Raw genomic sequence first — 15,305 nt, 5'->3', positions numbered from 1 at the left:
CGGGGGCGGCGTCAGCAGTACCAGTCCGGGCAGTACCGGACGTTCAGGACGGTCGGCGCGGACGCGTCGTGGCGCGGGGCGTGGCGGAGCGGCCGGGCCGGGAGCAGGGCGTGTTCGGGGCCCCGGCGTTCGTGGCCGTCGGCGACGGCGAGCGGGCCCAGGGTGTGGTGCAGGGACGGGGCGGTGGCGAGCAGGTCGCGGAGCGCGGCGCCGTGGTCGCGGAAGGCCGGGGCGGAGCCGGTGACGAAGAGGGTGTGCGCGGCGAGGTCGTAGCGCAGGTGGTCGCGGGCCTCGCGGTGGTGGCGCCGGCGCGCGGCGGCGGGGGCGGTGCCGAAGTCGGCGTCGGGCGTGCGGGTCGTCTGCGGGCGGCCGGGGTCGAGGCGGGCCCGCAGGTGCTTCCACCCGGTGGGCCGGAACTGCAGCGAGTGGTGGGCCAGCACCAGGTCGTACGGGACGCTCCGGTCGCCCAGCGGCGGATTGGCCGGTGCCGGGCGGGTCCGCAGCGGGAGGTGCACCAGGGTGTGCGGGGAGCGGGCCGCGAGCGACCAGGCGGCGAGCAGGCGGGAGAGCCCCGCGCGGTCCGCGTACACGGTGATCCAGAACTGCTCGTCCAGCACCGAGAGTCGCCCCGGCCGGTCCCCGATCCGCACCACTCGGTACGGCCGGCCGCCGGACCGCCCCTGGTGGACCGTCACCCGCTGCTCCATGGCCCTCCCTCCGCGCCCGCCCGCACGGAACCTAGCGGGCGGGACCGCGCCGCGCACCCGGTTCGGGCCGGGACGAGGGGTGGCGGCGCGGCGGCGGGGGGGAGCGGCGGGGGCGGCCCGCGTCGCTCCCGGGACGGTCAGCCGCAGGTGAGGGCGACGACGAACGGGTCGTCCCCGTCCGCCGGGCCCGGGTCGGGGTGGCTGACGGGGTGCCAGGTCGGTCCGGTGAAGCCGGCCGCGCGGGCGGCCTCCTCGTAGACGTCCGCGTCCCAGCGGGTGAAGGACAGCTCGACCGGCGGCTCGACCGGGAACTCCAGGACGAGGGCGGTGCCCCGCGGCACGGGCCGGGCCGCCGTGACCCGGGCCCCGAGGGGCTGGCGGTCCGGGTCGTCCGGGTCGTAGCCGGGGTGGACGGTCACCGCGACCAGCCGGCCCCCGGGGGCGAGGTTGGCGCGGACGCCCCGGAACATGTCGGCCATCCGCCCGGGGTCCTCGGCGTAGTTGAACAGCCAGACGGCCACCGCCGCGTCGAAGGTGCCCAGGACCGGCAGCGCGGCCGCGTCGTACTGGTGGTAGACGGCCCCCGACGGGTTCCGCTCCTCCTCCTGCCGGGCCAGCGCCACCATCGCCGCGGAGACGTCCACGCCCTCGGCCCGCGCGGCGCCGAGCCGTCGGGCCAGCCGGGTGTAGTGGCCGTATCCGCAGGCCAGGTCGAGGACCCGGGCGCCCGCGAGGTCGCCGAGCAGGGCGCGCACCGTGGGTTCCTCGGGCGAGCGGCCGTGGTTCCGCTTGAAGTCGCTGTACCGCTCGCCGATGACGTCGTACTGAGCGGGTTCCCGCCCCTGCGCTGCCATGGAACGCCCTCCTGATCGAATCGGATCGGCTCGAATCGGCTCGCCCGCGCGGGCTCCGCTCATCGCCGGCCGGCCGCGAGTGCCTCCAGCGCGGGGACGGTCGCGGCGGGCGTCGGCAGCGCCTCGTTCTCGGCCCGCAGCCGGGCGGCGGCGGCGCGCAGCGCGGGGTCGGCGACCAGGCGGGTGAGCAGCGCGGCGTCGACGCCGTCGGAGGTGGAGCGGACGGCCGCGCCGGTCGACACCAGGGTGTCGGCGGTGCTGAAGTTGTCGGCGCCCTGGGGCAGCACCAGGTGCGGGATGCCCGCCTGGATGCCGGTGAGCGCGCTGCCGGCCCCGCCGTGGTGGACCACCGCGTCGCAGACCCGCAGCAGTTCGGCGAGCGGCACCCAGGGCAGCGGCTGGACGTTGGCCGGAAGGGCACCGAGGTGGGTGAGGTCGGCGCCGCCGACGGCGAGCAGGAAGTCCGCGTCGACCTCGGCGGCGGCGGCCACCAGGCGGGCGATGGCGTCCACGCCGTCCAGTTCGGCGATCACGGTGCCCAGGGTGACGGCGATCCGCGGCCGGCGGCCGCCGCGCAGCAGGTCGGCGGGGACGGTGCCGCCGCCGTTGTAGGGCAGGTAGCGCATCCGCAGGCCGCCGGGGTCGCCGCCGAGCGAGGCCGGGACGATGTTCAGCGGGGTGCTCTCGGCCGGGCCCGCGACGCCGTGCGCCTCGTAGAGGTCGGTGACGTGTCCGGCCAGCCGGGCCGCCATGTCCAGGCCGGAGCCGAAGCCGAAGTTGTGCAGCACGGCCGGTATCTTCAGCTCGGCGGCGACCAGCGGGGCGGACGCCAGGTAGGAGTCGTGGACCAGCAGGTCGGCGTCCCAGTCGGCGGCGGTGGCGCGCAGTCCGTCCACGGTGGCGCGGGAGGCGTGGGCGAAGGCGGCGGCGGCCATGTCGAGGATCGCGTCCTGGCTCATCTCCGGCCTGGTGTAGCGGAGTTCCTGGCCGGCGGGCGCGACGGCCTCGAACGAGTCGCGCAGCGAGCGGCCGTCCCCGATCTCGACGATCGGGAACCCGGCCTGGCGCAGCCGGTCGACCGGTCCGGGCACGGCGAACAGCACCTCGTGCCCGGCGGCCCGCAGGGCCTGCGCGGTCGGCACCATCGGGAACACGTGGGTCGGCGCGGCCGGCCCGGTGAAGAGTACGCGCACGGTGGTCTCCTGGTCTCTCGTCAGCCGAGTGGAATCACGCGGGCGCGGACGGCGCCCGCCGCCGCTCCCGCTCCATTAACTGACGCCCAGTCAGGAAACCATTCCCGGACGATCGATAATCGGACGTTCTGTCGGAAACCTTGTCGCCGACGGTGTTCCGTGCTAGTCACCGGGGGTGAGCGGCTCGCCCTTCTCGAAGCGCAGCACCCGCTCGCGCAGCAGGCGTTTGGCCCGCGGCAGGAAGGCGCTGCTGGGGCCGCCGACGTGCGGGGTGATCAGCGTGCCGGGGGCGTGCCAGAGCGGGTGGTCGGCGGGCAGCGGCTCCGGGTCGGTGACGTCGAGCGCCGCGCGCAGGCGCCGCGCGGTGAGTTCGGCCAGCAGCGCCGAGGTGTCGACGACCGGGCCCCGGGCGACGTTGACCAGCAGCGCGCCGTCCTTCAGCCGGGCCAGGAAGGCGGCGTCGACGAGGTGGTGGCTCTCCGGGGTCAGCGGGGTCAGCAGCACGACGACGTCCGCGGCCGGGAGCAGCCCGGGCAGTTCGTCGACGCCGTGCACCCGCTCCTCGGGGCGGGCCCGGCGCGCGACCCGGACGATCTCGCACTCGAAGGGCTCCAGCCGGGCGGCGAGCGCGCGGCCGATCGAGCCGTAGCCGAGGATGAGCACCGTCCGGTCGGCCAGGGACTGGTGGAACTCCTGCTGCCAGCGCCCCCGGTCCTGCAGCCGGGTGAAGTGCGGTACGCCGCGCAGCGAGGCGAGGGTCAGCGTCACCGCCAGCTCGGCGGTGCTGGCGTCGTGCAGCCCGCGCGCGTTGCACGCCCGGACGCCGTCCGGCACGTGCGGCAGGACATCGTCCATCCCGGCGGTGAGCGTCTGGACCACCCGCAGCGCGGGCAGCCGCGCGATCACCGGGAGCGCGACGGCGTGCCGCATGTACGGCAGGCAGAAGAACTCCACGTCGCGGAGCGCGTCGGCCGGCGGCACCGGCCCGTCCCCGTCCCAGACCAGGGCGGGGAGGTCGGCGGGCAGACCGCCGATGTCGTCGGGGGCGTACGGGAGGAGGTAGCGGGCGTTCATGCTCCGACCCTAGCCACCCCGCCGGCCGACCGCCGGGTGCGGGGACCCCGCCACCACCCGCGGTGCTCGAACTCCGTCCCTCCCGCACGCCCTTCGCCGGCGGTCGGTCGGCCGGTGTCCCGCGCCCAGGCCGTCAGACTTCCAGTTCGAGCCAGCCGAGGTCGTTGATCTCGGCGGTGAGGCCGTCGGCCCGGCGGCCGCGGTCCTTGAAGTAGTGCTCCTGGAGGCCGGCGGCGAGGATCCGCCGCTGTTCGGCCTCGCTCGCTCCGGCGTCCCGGGCGGCGTACAGGTCGCGGGCGACGTCGCCGGGCAGGTGCTGGGTGATCAGCCGCTCGCGCGGGTCGTCGGTGGAGCCGCCGGCCGCGCTGTACCCGAACCTGGCCTGGATGTGCAGCATGAAGCCCTGTTCCTCGGCCCGGCGGCGGACCCGGCGGCGGACGCCGGGCTGCCAGGTCGCGCGGACGCGCTCCTCGATCCGGCGGGCGGCGTCCGGCTTGGGCGCGATGGTGCCCTTGAGCCAGCGCTGCACGGTGCGCTGGGAGACGCCGAGTTCGGCGGCCACCGCCCGGGTGGAGCCCTTGGCCCGCTTGACCAGGTACCGGACCCGGGCGGGCACGGTGCGCGGGATCGGCCTGGTCCGCTCGACCCGTTCGAGTCCTTCGTCGATCTCCCCCACGGGGCGTCACTTCCTCGTCGCTGTGCCGGAACGTCTCACGGGCCCTCCCCGCCTCACTCGTCGGCGGAGACCAGCCCCCCGGTCTTGATGTGGCGGGCCGGGTTGGCACCGTCGGCGAGCAGCTCGCGGATCTCGGCCAGCGGCCGGCTGCCCTCGAACTTGACGTGCCCGGGCGAGACGCCGAGCCGCAGCGCGCCGGACAGGGTGCCGTCGGGGCGGCGCAGCACGTCCGTCGCGGACGGCCCGGGGGCGGCGAAGACCGCGCAGTCGGAGAGCACGGCGAGCGGCGGGGTGCCGAGTTCGGCGTGCAGCCGGGCGAGTTTGCGGTGCAGGTTGACGGTGGCGGTGTCGACCACCAGGGCGCGCACCAGCGGGTCCCAGGTGGGGCGTTCGAGGGCGGCCCAGCGCTGGCCGGGGCGGTAGCCGAGGCCCCGGGGGCGTTCGCGGAACTTGCCGACGGTGCCCTTCGCGGTCTGCTTGATCGCGCCGAGCACGGCCAGTTCGGCCGGGTCCCCGGTGCCGAGCGCGGCCATCGCGTCCAGGAAGGCGGCCGGGTCCCGGTCGGCCAGGTCGAGCGGGACGCCGAGCGCGGCCATGGTGTCGACGTACGCCTGCCGCAGCCGCTTGTGCCACGGGTCGAGGTACGGGCCGGACTCGTGGCGCAGCCACCCCTCGCTGGGGCGGACCTCGGCGCCGAGCTCGACGGCGTACGCGAGTTTGGCGGTGCTGTACCAGGCGGGGCCGGTGGGCGCGCTGCCGTCCGGGGTGAACGGGTTGGGCAGCAGCGGGTCGAGGACGAGGCCGCTGAGGTCGGCGCGCCAACTGCCGGGCGTCTTCCGGTCGAAGACCGGGTTCAGTTCGTGGACGGGTTCGGAGAGCGGCAGGTTGAGGCGTCCGGCGGCGGCGAGGAAGGCCATGTTGACGTCCAGCCCGACGGCGAACGGCGCGGCCAGCTCCCGTTCGGTGAGCGGGCGGTGCCAGTCCCAGGCCTCGGTGACCAGGACGTCGTCCTCCGCGCGGTCGGCGGCCAGCGGGTGCTCGTCGGGGACTTCGGGCGGCGCGGCGTCGAACGCCCGCGTCCGGGAGCCCTCCACCGGGCCGGACGTCCAGCCGTCGGCGGTGCGGACCGGGCGGGTCGGCGGGCGCAGCGCGGTGACGAGTTCCAGCCCGGAGACGGCGGTGGAGCCGCGCGGGGTGTGCACCCGGCGGGCGTACGTGCCGAGCAGGCGGGCGAGTTCGGGCGCGGCGAGGCCGTCCGGGAGCTTCCAGCCGGCGCCGTCCAGCGCGCCCCACGGCAGCACGCACAGTTGCACGCACTGCCGACGGCCGGCCTCGGGCTCGCGGTGGATCCGGGCCCAGGGGCCGAAGCCGCGCCGGGTGAGCTGCCAGCCCTCCTTCGTCAGCGCCTTGACCTGCTGGTGGGTGTCGGGCAGCCGGCCGAGGCGGGCGACGTACTGGGTCCTCTCGTCGCGGCCGGCGGGCGGCAGGCCGAGTTCGGCGGCGGCGGCGTCGGTCAGCACCAGCAGCGGATCGCCGTCCTTGCCGTGCCGGTGCAGCCGGGCCGAACCGAGGCCCGCCCGCAGCGCCCACTCCAGCAGCCCGGCCAGCGTCCGACCGGTCGGCGGCTCCCCGGCCGTCTCGGCGCCGTCCGCGCCGTACGCCACCAGCCCGCGTCCGTCCGCCGCCACCTCCACCACGGCCAGCGGTCCGGCGGGGAAGCGGGCGGCGGCGGCCCGCGCCCAGTCCTCGCCGTCCTGCTCCCGCCCGTCCCGCGCCGCGGCGGTCCGGGTCCCGGCGGTCCGGGTCCCGGCGGCCCGCGCCCGGGCGGGCGCCGGCTTGGCGGCGGCCCTGGTCGCGGGCGCGGGCGCGGGTGCGGGCTCCGGCTCGGCCGCGGGTGCGGGTGCGGGTGCGGGTGCGGGCGCGGTCACGACGACTGCCGCGGGCGCCGACGCCGGGGGGCGGCAGAAACCGCCGAGGTGCATGGGGCGGCCCTGCGCGCGGTACACCGACGGCTGCCCGCACTGCACGCACGGCGCGGCGTCGGCCATCACCAGCGAACCGTCCGGGTGCTGGTCGAGCATCACCACCTGTTCCACCGGTGCAACAGCGGGCGGCTCCCCCGTTTCCGCTTCCGCTTCCGCCTCGGCTTCCGCGTCCCGCAGCTGCGCGACGATGCCCTCCAGCAGGCGCGCGTACGCGGCACGGCCCTCGCCCTGCGGCTCGCGACGGCCCTGCTCCCAGGCGGTGAAGGTGCTCGCACTGATGCCGAGGGCCTGCGCGGTCTCGGCCTTGCCCAGTCCGTACGCCACGCGCAGGCGTTCGCGTTCGGCGGGTTCGGGCAGCGGGACGGCCCGCCGGGGGCCGGCTCCGAGCAGGGCGCCGACGGCGTCCGGGGTACCGGTCACCTCACGCCCCCTTCGCCCGCGGAACGCCGGCCGCACCGGCCCCGCTCCCGTACCACGCTGCCGGACGGGGGCCACACATCGCGCCGCTGCACCTCTTCTTGCATCCTGCCGAACGGTCGAACTCCCGCCCAACATAGACATCCCCTGAGCTGCGGCACAAGCAAGCCCGGCCACGAGCCGCCTGCGCCGCCCGCCGCGCTCACGCCCCGACGGCGGCGGCCCACACGGGGAACGGCCGGGGTGCCGGCTCGGCCCACTCCTCGCCCTCCGGCAGCTCCTCCGGTTCCGGCGCCTCCGCGGCCTGTTGCGCCAGGTACCCCTCGACGATCGGCAGCAGGTCGTCCGTGGGGTGGTAGGGCCCGTCGAACGGCAGCTCGTCCCGGCCCACCGAGCCGGTGGAGCAGCGCAGTTGGCGGGCCTGCCCGTCGTGCCAGGCGTAGAAGGTGGCGGGCCCGTCGTACGGCAGCTCGGCGACGCGACGCCGGATGCCCTCGGCGGTGGCCCGGAACGCGGCGACCACTTCGGCCGCGGTGGGCGCCGGTTCGTCGTCGGGGCCGATCAGCCAGGTGTTGGTCTCCCACTCCTCCCGCCGGTCGTCGGGGTTGAGCACGAGGGGTTCGTCGGCCACTTCGGCGATCCAGGTCAGCAGCATCCGCCAAGTATGTTCCATCCGCCGGTCGCACCTCTCCCCGGCCCGTCCCCGCCCCGCGTCCGTTCATCCGTTCGTCGGGTGAAACCAGGTGCCCGGCAGTGACACTTCAACGCCAACTCGTCACGCTACGTGCAAATGGCGGCCGCTCGAGTGACGGACCGTCACGAAAGAGGGGCCGCCGCGTACCCGGCCCCTCCGGGTCTCGTTGGGTGGGTCATGAAGAAGATGATCACTTGCGCCTCGGTCGGGCTCCTGCTCCTGGCCGCCGCCACGGGCCCGGCGGGCGCGGCAACCGCCCAGCGCTCCGGCGTCCACCTGGTGCGCGGACAGGGTGTCGCGGCCTGCCCGACCGACGCGTTCTGCCTCTACGAGCACGAGAACTACAACGACCGGGCCCCCGGCCGGATCTGGGTGTTCCAGCAGGAGAAGCGGACCTCCACCCCCCGCCTGGACCTGACCCGCTCCGGGGCGCTCGGGTTCGGCCGCTCGGCGGTGGCCAACGACAAGGACTTCGTCACCATCCGGCTCTCGCCCAACACCTGCTCCACGGTGCACAACCCGGCCCGCGACTGGGAGTACCTGATCTTCCTCCCCGACAGCGGCTACCCCGAGCGCACCGCCCGCGTCCCGGACCTGAGCGCCGCGAAGGGCATCCACCACACCGCGCGCGAGGTGGACGAGCAGGGCCGCCAGATGATCTCCGGCCGCGTCCTCGACCTGGACGACCGGGCCCGCTGCCTGCTCTTCGACGAGTCCACCCCCGGGTTCTGACCTCCGCCACCCACCGCTGACCCGAGCCCTCCGCCCCACCCGGCCCGTCCCCGGGCCACCCCGCGGCCCGCCCACGGCCGCACCCCCGCCCTCCGGGCACGGCCCTCCCGGGCCCTTCCGGCCTTTTCGCCGTCCGCCTCCCCGACCCTGCCGAAACGATTCTTCCGGCCGGAGGGGAGGCAGACCGTCCACCAACCCCGGCTCGTCCCCGGCCGCCCGTCCGGGGACGAGCCGCCCGGGACGGTGCTCACCGCCCCGGGTGGTGGACGAACACGTAGGTCTCCCGGTCGAGTTCGGTGATCTCCACGCCGAACGCGGCGGGCACCCGGACGTACCCGCGCAGCAGCTCCGTCACCCGGGCGGAGAGCGTGCTCCTGGCCTCCGCGCTGCGGCCGGCCAGGATCTTGATCTCCACCAGCACCACGGCGTCCGTCGAGCCGCCGTCACCGACCAGGTGCCGCGCGGCCGGACGCACCAGCGTCTTGCAGTCGTCCACCCGGGTGTCGATCACCTCGGGGATCAACCGGTGGAGCTCCTCGGCGAAGCCCGTGACGTCGAAGTCCAGGCCCGGCGAATGGTCGATCAGGATCTGCGGCACGACGGTCGCCTTCCCCGGACGACGGGCCGCACCGGGGCCCTCCCGGGTCGCCGGCGTCCGTGATCCAGAACATAGCCCCGCGGCGACACTCCCGGCGGGCATACTGGCGCAATGCCCGACCGCCGACCGCCCGATTCCATCGAGCCCCCGGACCCGTTCGAAGGCCTGGTCCTGGACGAGGAGTTCATCCGCGCCGCCACCGTGAGCGAGCCCTCCGCCCGGACCCGGATGCTCACCGAGCGCTGGCGCCACGAACCCCCGGTCGACCCGGGCGGCCGTCGCTGGTCCCCGGGCGGGCGCACCCGCTCCCGGCGCGCCCGCTCCACCGGCCGGCCCGGACGGTTCGGCTCCCGGTTCCGCTCCCTCAGCCGGGGCGAGCGGTGGACGGCCGTGCTCGGAACGCTGATCGTCCTGCTGGTGGTCGGCGGGCTGCTGTTCGGCCCGAACCGGGCGCACACCCCGCAGGTCGCCGCTCCCGGCGCCCGGTCGGGCGGTCCCCAGTCGGGCGGCCCCCAGTCGGGCAGCCCCCAGTCGGGCAGCCCCCGCCCGAGCAGTGAGCGGGCCCTTCCCGGCGGCGGGACGTTCCCCGGCGGCACGTGCGGGCAGTACGGCTACCACCACTTCCCGGTGACCCCCGACTCCCTCTCCGCCCTCCCCGGCGAAACCCCGACCGGCCCCTGGCTGCGCTTCGCCCCCGACGGCTCCCCGCGGCCGGCGGTCACCCCGTCCGGCGGGTTGGAGTTCGACCTGGAGCTCGGCTCCGGCTCGGGCTCCCCGCTGGCGCTCCCCGCGCCGCTGGGCAGCGCCGGCATCGCGGTCGAGATCGAGGGACCGAAGGGGGTGCTGGCCGCCGCCTACGGGCTGCCCGGCACGGTCACCGGCGCCGAGCACACCCCCGACGGCACCGGCTGGCTGGTCGCCGGGAGCGGCACCACCGTCCACGTGGTGCTGCCGGACGGGGCGCTCTGCCGGGGCGCCGACGCCGTGGCCCTGGCCGCCCTCCTGAGTACGGACGCCGGCGCCGGCGACGCCGCCACCGCGCCCTCCGCGTACACCCTCACCGTGTCGGTGGCCGACCCCGAGATCGCCGAAGCGCGCCGCGTCCTGGGGACGCGGTCGCACGGCGAGGTGCTGGCCGTCACCAACCTGCCGCGGGCGGTCGCCAAGCCGGTCTGACGGTCGCCGCCCCCTCCTCCGCTCCCCCGCCTTCCCCGCCTTCCCCGGCCGGGAGGACGGGCCGACCGGGGGGTGGCCGCCGGACGGGGGTGGGGATATCCCCACCTCGTGGTCTCCGGCCGCCTCCATGGTGGTTGAGCTGCGGGTTTCCTAACGTGGGGGGTGTCCCCGGAGCGAGTCCGCCGGGGGCGCCGTCTCCGAGGAAGGCTCCACCATGTCGCCCCGCCTGCGCCGTTCCGCCCACGGTCGGCCCGCCCCGTCCGCCGCCCCCGGGCCCGCCTGGTCGGCCCGGCCCGACACCGGGGTGCCCGCCGTGGAGCTGCGCGCGGTGCGCCGCAGCTACGGGCAGGGCGCGGGGTCGGTGCCCGCCCTCGGCGGCGTCGACCTGGTGCTCGCGGCGGGCACCTTCACGGCCGTGATGGGCCCGTCCGGCTCCGGCAAGAGCACCTTCCTGCAGTGCGCGGCGGGTCTCGACCGGCCGGACGCCGGGCAGGTGCTGCTCGCCGGGCAGGAGATCAGCTCGCTGGGCGAGGACCGGCTGACCAAGCTGCGGCGCACCCGGATCGGCTTCGTCTTCCAGTCCTTCAACCTGCTGCCGTCCTTGACGGTGCTGCAGAACGTGCTGCTGCCCCAGCGGCTGGCCGGTCAGCGGCAGGAACGCGCCCGGGCCCACGAGCTGCTGGCCCGGGTCGGTCTGGGCGAGCACGCCTCGCGCCGCCCGGGTCAGCTCTCCGGCGGCCAGCAGCAGCGCGTCGCCCTGGCCCGCGCGCTGGTCACCCGCCCCGACGTGATCTTCGCGGACGAGCCGACCGGTGCCCTCGACACCCGCAGCGCCCACGAGGTGCTCGGCCTCCTGCGGGACGCGGTGGACGGCCTGGGCGCCACGGTGGTGATGGTCACCCACGACCCGGTGGCCGCCTCCTTCGCCGACCGGGTGGTCTTCCTGGCCGGCGGCATCCTCGCCGGTGAACTCCACCACCCCGACCCGCGCACCGTCGCCGACCGCATGCTCACCCTCTCCACCGCCCCCTCGGCGGCCGCCGCGTGACCGCCACCGCCGCCACCCGCCCCCGCACCCACGCCCTGGAGTCGACCGCATGAGCAACGGACTGGCCCGCGCCGCCGTGCGCTTCCGCCCCGCCTCCTTCGCGGGGACCTTCCTCGCCCTGCTGTTCGCGTCCGCGATCGTCACGGCCTGCGGCGTGCTGCTGCAGACCGGCCTGACCGCGAGCGTCCAGCCCTCCCGGTACGCCGACGTACCGGTCGTGGTCGCGGCCGACCAGCAGGTGAAGGTGACGGTCGGCCGGGGCGAGGACCGGGAGTCCCTCGCCCAGCCCCTGCCCGAACGAGCCCGCCTGGACGCGGGTCTGGCCGCCACCGTGGCCTCCCTCCCCGGTGTCGCCCAGGCCCTGCCGGACTCCGCCTTCCCGGTCTCCGCCGCCTCCCCCGCCTCCTCTTCCGGCCCGTCCGCGCCGCCCGGCCCGTCCGGCCTGTCCGGGCTCACCGGCCGGGGCTGGGCCGCCCTGGGCATCGGCCCGGGCGAGCGGCTCACCGAGGGCCGGGCGCCCGCCGACGGCGAGCTGGTGCTGGACACCACCAGCGCCCGCGCCGCCCACCTCTCCCCCGGCGACACCGTCACCCTCGCCACACCCGCCGGCAGCGCCTCCTACCGGCTCTCCGGCCTTGCCGAGGCGCAACCCGGCTCGCCCACCGCCTGGTTCTCCGACCGCACCGCGGACCGGATCTCCGGGCACCCCGGCCGGATCGACGCCGTCGCGGTGCGACCCGCCGCGGGCACCGACCCGCGCGCCCTGGCCGCCGAACTGCGCCACTCGCTGGGCGGGCGGGCCCAGGTGTCGACCGGTCAGCAGCGCGGCACGGTCGAGCAGCCGGCGCTGCACGAGGCGAAGGCGATGCTGACGGCGCTGGGGGCGTCCTTCGGCGGGGTGGCGACCATGACGGCGGTGTTCGTGGTGGTCAGCACGGTCGCGCTGGCGACCGGCCAGCGGGCCCGCGAGTTCGCGCTGCTGCGCACCATCGGGGCGACGCCCCGCCAGATCCGCCGGTCGATCGCCGCGGAGGCGGTGCTGGTGGCGCCGCTGGCCGCCGCGGTCGGCGTGCTGCCCGGGCTGGCGCTGGCGCGCTGGTGGTTCGACGAGTTGGTCGCCCGGGGCGCGGTGCCGTCGGACGTGGTGCTCGGGGTCGGCCCGCTGCCGGTGCTGGCCGCCGTCGCGGCGTGCACGGTGACGGCCCTGGCGGCCGGTTGGTTCGCGGCCCGGCGCAGTGCCCGGATGCGGCCCGCCCAGGCCCTCGGCGAGGCGAACACCGGTCCCGGCCGTCCCGGTCCGGCCCGGACGGTGACGGGTGCGGTGTTCACGGCGGGCGCGGTGGCGTTCGCGGTCGCCGCGGCCAATCTGACGGGTGCGGTCGCGGCGAACACCGCGCTGGGTGTGGTGCTGTGCTTCCTGGTCGCGGTGGCGCTGCTCGGCCCCTGGCTGGTGCGCGGCGCGGTGGGCCTGCTCGGCGTGCTGCTGCGGGCGGGCGGCGCGCCGGCCTCGCTGGCCGCGGACAACGCCCGGGCCTCGTCGCGCCGGTTGGCTTCGGCGACGGTGCCGATCGTGATGGTGACGGCGTTCTGCGGCACGCTGGTGTTCCTCCAGTCGAGCCTGCAGCACACGGCGGCCGAGCACGTCCGCCAGGGCCTGACGGCGGACCAGGTGGTGACCGCCCAGGCCGGCCGTCCGGGTCTGCCGGTGGGCGCGGTGGAGCGGGCCGGGCAGCTGCCCGGGGTGGCGGCGGCGGTCGGCCTGCGGCCGACCGGGCTGGTGTACCAGCAGTCCGGTGAGCTGGCGACGGCCACCGCGCTGGGGGTGGAGGGCGACCCGGCGGCCCTGCCGTCGGTGCTGGACCTGGGCGTCAGGTCGGGTTCGCTGGCCGACCTGTCCCGTTCCGCGGACACGGTCGCGCTGGACGCCACGCTCGCCGACAGCCTCGGTGTCCGGGTCGGTGAACGGGCCCCGCTCTGGCTGGGTGACGGCAGCAGGGCCGAGCCGACGGTGGTCGCCACCTACAGCCGGGGCCTCGGTCTCGGTGAGGCGCTGCTGCCGGGGGCCACCGTCGCCGCGCACAGCGACTCCCCGTACGTGGCCCAGCTGCTGGTCGCCCGGGCTCCGGGCGCGGACCGGGCGGCCACCGCCGAGGCGCTGTCCGGGCTCGCCCCCGGGGGCCTGTCGGTGACGGACCGGCAGGGGTACGCGGCGCAGGCCGACCGGCAGCGCGAGCTGAGCGGCTGGGCGAACAACGTGATGGCGGGTGTCCTGGCGGGATTCGCGGCGCTGGCCGCCGCCAACACCCTGGTGATGACGGTGCTGGACCGGCGCCGTGAGATCGCCCTGCTGCGGCTGGCCGGCACCACCCGCCGCCAGGTCCGCGCGATGCTCCGCTGGGAGGCCCTGCTGATCGCGGCGATCGGTCTGGTCACCGGCGCCGCGATCGCCTGGACGACGCTCACCCCGATCACCCGGGCGCTGACCTCCGCCTCCCCGCACGTCCCGCTCGGCACGGCCCTCCCGCTCGCCGCGGGGGCCGCCCTGCTCTGCCTGGCGGCCACCGCCCTTCCGGGCCGCGCCCTCCTGCGCTCCCGGCCCACCGCCGCCCGCTGACGGGCCCGGGCCGCCGCACCCCGCGGGCCGTCCTCCCCTTCCCGGGAGGGCGGCCCGCACGGCGTTCCCTCGGCGGGCGGCGGCCGGCCCCGGGCCGCACCGTCATGGTCGGCCCAGCAGTTGCGTCCCGGCGACGCTCTCCGTGCGGGCGGTGAAGAACTCGGTGAACCCCCGCACGAACTCCTCCTCGGTGATCTGTCCGTCCCCGTCGGCGTCCAGTTGGCGGAAGCCGTGGGTCAGTTCGGCCGGGTGGACCCGGGAGCCGCCGAACAGGGTGCGGTACTCCTCGGCGTCCAGCAGTCCGCTGTGGTCGAGGTCGGCGGCCCGGAACATCGCGCGCACGGCGACGTGCAGGCCCTGGTCGAGGTAGGCCGGGTCCCGGTCGATGCCGGCGAGCATCGCGGTGACGAACTCCTCGCAGGAGATCTCGCCGTCGCCGTCGCCGTCCGCGGTGGCCAGCAGGTGGCACCACCAGGCGTCGAAGGCCGCGTACACGGTGGACTCGCCGGCCTGGTCGAGCTCCAGCGGCCAGCAGACGTTGTGCGCCATCGCCTCGAAGTCGGCGGAGGTCAGCCGGCCGTCCCCGGTCTGGTCCATCACCTGGCGGTAGAACGCGGCGATCCGGCCCGGCCGGTTGTCCCGCCGGGTCCGTGGGGCGGGTGCCCGGCGGGGGGCCCCGGCCTGCTGCGGTCGGGCCCGCTCGCCGCTCGGGAGCGTGCGGTAGCGCAGTCGGTCGGGCAGGTGGAGCACCAGCGCGCGGGCCCCGCGGTGGACGAGCCAGGAGAGCACGGCCGCGCCTCGGCTGCGCGGCAGGTCGAACTTGGCTCGGAACTCCGGCGGCAGGTCGGCCAGGGTGAGCGCGGTCAGGAAGCGGGCCACGAGCCGGCGCAGCAGCGGCCAGGCGGGGCGCAGCCGGCCGAGGCGGCGTGGGGCCGGTGCCCGGGTGAGGACGGTGTACAGCATGTCCCGGGCGGCTTCGGTGAGTTCCAGGGTGTCCCGGATGGTGGCGCTGACGTAGCCGGGCACGTCGGCGGCGGTGGGCGGGAGGAGTTCGTCGGGGAGTTTGAGGGCGGCGCAGACCGTGCGGAACTCCGCGTAGAGCCGGTCGAGTTGGGCGGGGCGCAGCGGACGCCCGGCGAGTGCGTGGAGGGCGGTCATCGCCTCGTACAGGGTCACCATCACCCAGACCCGGACGGCGGGGTCAAGCGCGCTGTAGGAACGGCCCTGGTCGTCGACCCCGCCGATCCGGCGGTGGCTGCGTTCGAGTCGTCGGACCTCCCGGTGCAGGGCCTCCTGGTCGGAGAAGAACAGCCGGCGGCCGCTGTCCATGGTGTGTTCGATCCGGCGCCAGGGATGGCTGCGGTAGGTGGAGAGTTGGCCCACTCCGGCGCCGACCGCCGGGTGCGCGTTCTGCAGGACCAGCAGTCGCCAGGCGACCAGGACGATCCGCTGCTCGCCCAGCGTGCGGCGGAGCACCGGGGTCGCACCGGCCCGCTGCGCGCCCGTCCCCCTCGTGTCGGTCATGGTCCGCTCCCCC

At 76.5% G+C, this 15,305-nt stretch carries 13 protein-coding genes; 4 read left to right on the top strand and 9 right to left on the bottom strand.

Features of this window, described 5'->3' with window-relative positions; all coding sequences use genetic code 11:
- Nucleotides 1–11: 11 nt before the first annotated feature.
- The 7 genes from ACZ3J7_RS11565 to ACZ3J7_RS11535 all read right to left on the bottom strand — a co-directional run bounded on the left by ACZ3J7_RS11565 (nucleotide 12) and on the right by ACZ3J7_RS11535 (nucleotide 7,561).
- Complete coding sequence (locus tag ACZ3J7_RS11565) at nucleotides 12–707, bottom strand: hypothetical protein (RefSeq protein ID WP_465619305.1); 696 nt, start codon at nucleotides 705–707, stop codon at nucleotides 12–14.
- A gap of 137 nt (nucleotides 708–844) precedes the next feature.
- Nucleotides 845–1,561 carry a class I SAM-dependent methyltransferase gene (locus ACZ3J7_RS11560; RefSeq protein WP_465619303.1) on the bottom strand — a complete coding sequence of 239 codons (717 nt, stop codon included), beginning with the start codon at nucleotides 1,559–1,561 and terminating at the stop codon, nucleotides 845–847.
- Nucleotides 1,562–1,620: 59 nt separating this feature from the next.
- Nucleotides 1,621–2,754: a nucleotide disphospho-sugar-binding domain-containing protein gene (locus ACZ3J7_RS11555; protein ID WP_465619301.1), complete on the bottom strand. Its 1,134-nt coding sequence runs from the start codon at nucleotides 2,752–2,754 to the stop codon at nucleotides 1,621–1,623.
- A 162-nt stretch (nucleotides 2,755–2,916) separates the two neighbouring features.
- Nucleotides 2,917–3,828 (bottom strand): 2-hydroxyacid dehydrogenase, encoded by a 912-nt coding sequence (locus ACZ3J7_RS11550; RefSeq protein ID WP_465619299.1) that lies wholly within the window; start codon nucleotides 3,826–3,828, stop codon nucleotides 2,917–2,919.
- Nucleotides 3,829–3,961: 133 nt separating this feature from the next.
- Complete coding sequence (tpg, locus tag ACZ3J7_RS11545; protein ID WP_465619297.1) at nucleotides 3,962–4,504, bottom strand: telomere-protecting terminal protein Tpg; 543 nt, start codon at nucleotides 4,502–4,504, stop codon at nucleotides 3,962–3,964.
- 53 nt (nucleotides 4,505–4,557) lie between these two features.
- A complete protein-coding gene (gene tap, locus ACZ3J7_RS11540) occupies nucleotides 4,558–6,909 on the bottom strand; it encodes a telomere-associated protein Tap (protein ID WP_465619295.1) in 2,352 nt (783 codons plus the stop codon).
- A 199-nt stretch (nucleotides 6,910–7,108) separates the two neighbouring features.
- Entirely contained in the window at nucleotides 7,109–7,561 is a 453-nt protein-coding gene (locus tag ACZ3J7_RS11535; protein WP_465619293.1) for a hypothetical protein, read from the bottom strand.
- 216 nt (nucleotides 7,562–7,777) lie between these two features.
- Between ACZ3J7_RS11535 and ACZ3J7_RS11530 the strand changes: the two genes are divergently transcribed.
- A complete protein-coding gene (locus ACZ3J7_RS11530) occupies nucleotides 7,778–8,332 on the top strand; it encodes a hypothetical protein (protein WP_465619291.1) in 555 nt (184 codons plus the stop codon).
- Nucleotides 8,333–8,579: 247 nt separating this feature from the next.
- Here the strand turns inward: ACZ3J7_RS11530 and ACZ3J7_RS11525 are convergent, their stop codons facing one another.
- Nucleotides 8,580–8,930, bottom strand: coding sequence for a 5-carboxymethyl-2-hydroxymuconate Delta-isomerase (locus ACZ3J7_RS11525; protein WP_465619290.1), 351 nt, complete (start codon nucleotides 8,928–8,930; stop codon nucleotides 8,580–8,582).
- Between the two features lie 111 nt (nucleotides 8,931–9,041).
- Between ACZ3J7_RS11525 and ACZ3J7_RS11520 the strand changes: the two genes are divergently transcribed.
- From ACZ3J7_RS11520 to ACZ3J7_RS11510, 3 genes are all read left to right on the top strand, one after another.
- A complete protein-coding gene (locus ACZ3J7_RS11520) occupies nucleotides 9,042–10,106 on the top strand; it encodes an SCO2583/SCO2584 N-terminal domain-containing protein (protein WP_465619288.1) in 1,065 nt (354 codons plus the stop codon).
- Between the two features lie 214 nt (nucleotides 10,107–10,320).
- On the top strand, nucleotides 10,321–11,154 hold the full coding sequence (locus tag ACZ3J7_RS11515) for an ABC transporter ATP-binding protein (protein ID WP_465619286.1): 834 nt from the start codon (nucleotides 10,321–10,323) through the stop codon (nucleotides 11,152–11,154).
- Nucleotides 11,155–11,203: 49 nt separating this feature from the next.
- Nucleotides 11,204–13,768, top strand: a complete 2,565-nt coding sequence (locus ACZ3J7_RS11510; RefSeq protein WP_465619284.1) for an ABC transporter permease — start codon at nucleotides 11,204–11,206, stop codon at nucleotides 13,766–13,768.
- A gap of 102 nt (nucleotides 13,769–13,870) precedes the next feature.
- On the opposite strand, the gene ACZ3J7_RS11505 is transcribed toward ACZ3J7_RS11510, so the two are convergent.
- On the bottom strand, nucleotides 13,871–15,292 hold the full coding sequence (locus ACZ3J7_RS11505; RefSeq protein WP_465619282.1) for an oxygenase MpaB family protein: 1,422 nt from the start codon (nucleotides 15,290–15,292) through the stop codon (nucleotides 13,871–13,873).
- Nucleotides 15,293–15,305 lie beyond the last annotated feature (13 nt).

This window comes from Kitasatospora sp. NPDC015121, from assembly GCF_055562955.1.
This window is presented reverse-complemented; position numbering and strand designations above follow the sequence as displayed.

Bases quoted from the DNA above. Each gene is read 5' to 3' on its own strand.
- ACZ3J7_RS11565 (WP_465619305.1), bottom strand. From the start codon at position 707: ATGGAGCAGCGGGTGACGGTCCACCAGGGGCGGTCCGGCGGCCGGCCG.
- ACZ3J7_RS11560 (WP_465619303.1), bottom strand. From the start codon at position 1,561: ATGGCAGCGCAGGGGCGGGAACCCGCTCAGTACGACGTCATCGGCGAG.
- ACZ3J7_RS11520 (WP_465619288.1), top strand. From the start codon at position 9,042: ATGCCCGACCGCCGACCGCCCGATTCCATCGAGCCCCCGGACCCGTTC.
- ACZ3J7_RS11535 (WP_465619293.1), bottom strand. From the start codon at position 7,561: ATGCTGCTGACCTGGATCGCCGAAGTGGCCGACGAACCCCTCGTGCTC.
- ACZ3J7_RS11510 (WP_465619284.1), top strand. From the start codon at position 11,204: ATGAGCAACGGACTGGCCCGCGCCGCCGTGCGCTTCCGCCCCGCCTCC.
- ACZ3J7_RS11515 (WP_465619286.1), top strand. From the start codon at position 10,321: ATGTCGCCCCGCCTGCGCCGTTCCGCCCACGGTCGGCCCGCCCCGTCC.
- ACZ3J7_RS11550 (WP_465619299.1), bottom strand. From the start codon at position 3,828: ATGAACGCCCGCTACCTCCTCCCGTACGCCCCCGACGACATCGGCGGT.
- ACZ3J7_RS11505 (WP_465619282.1), bottom strand. From the start codon at position 15,292: ATGACCGACACGAGGGGGACGGGCGCGCAGCGGGCCGGTGCGACCCCG.
- ACZ3J7_RS11530 (WP_465619291.1), top strand. From the start codon at position 7,778: ATGAAGAAGATGATCACTTGCGCCTCGGTCGGGCTCCTGCTCCTGGCC.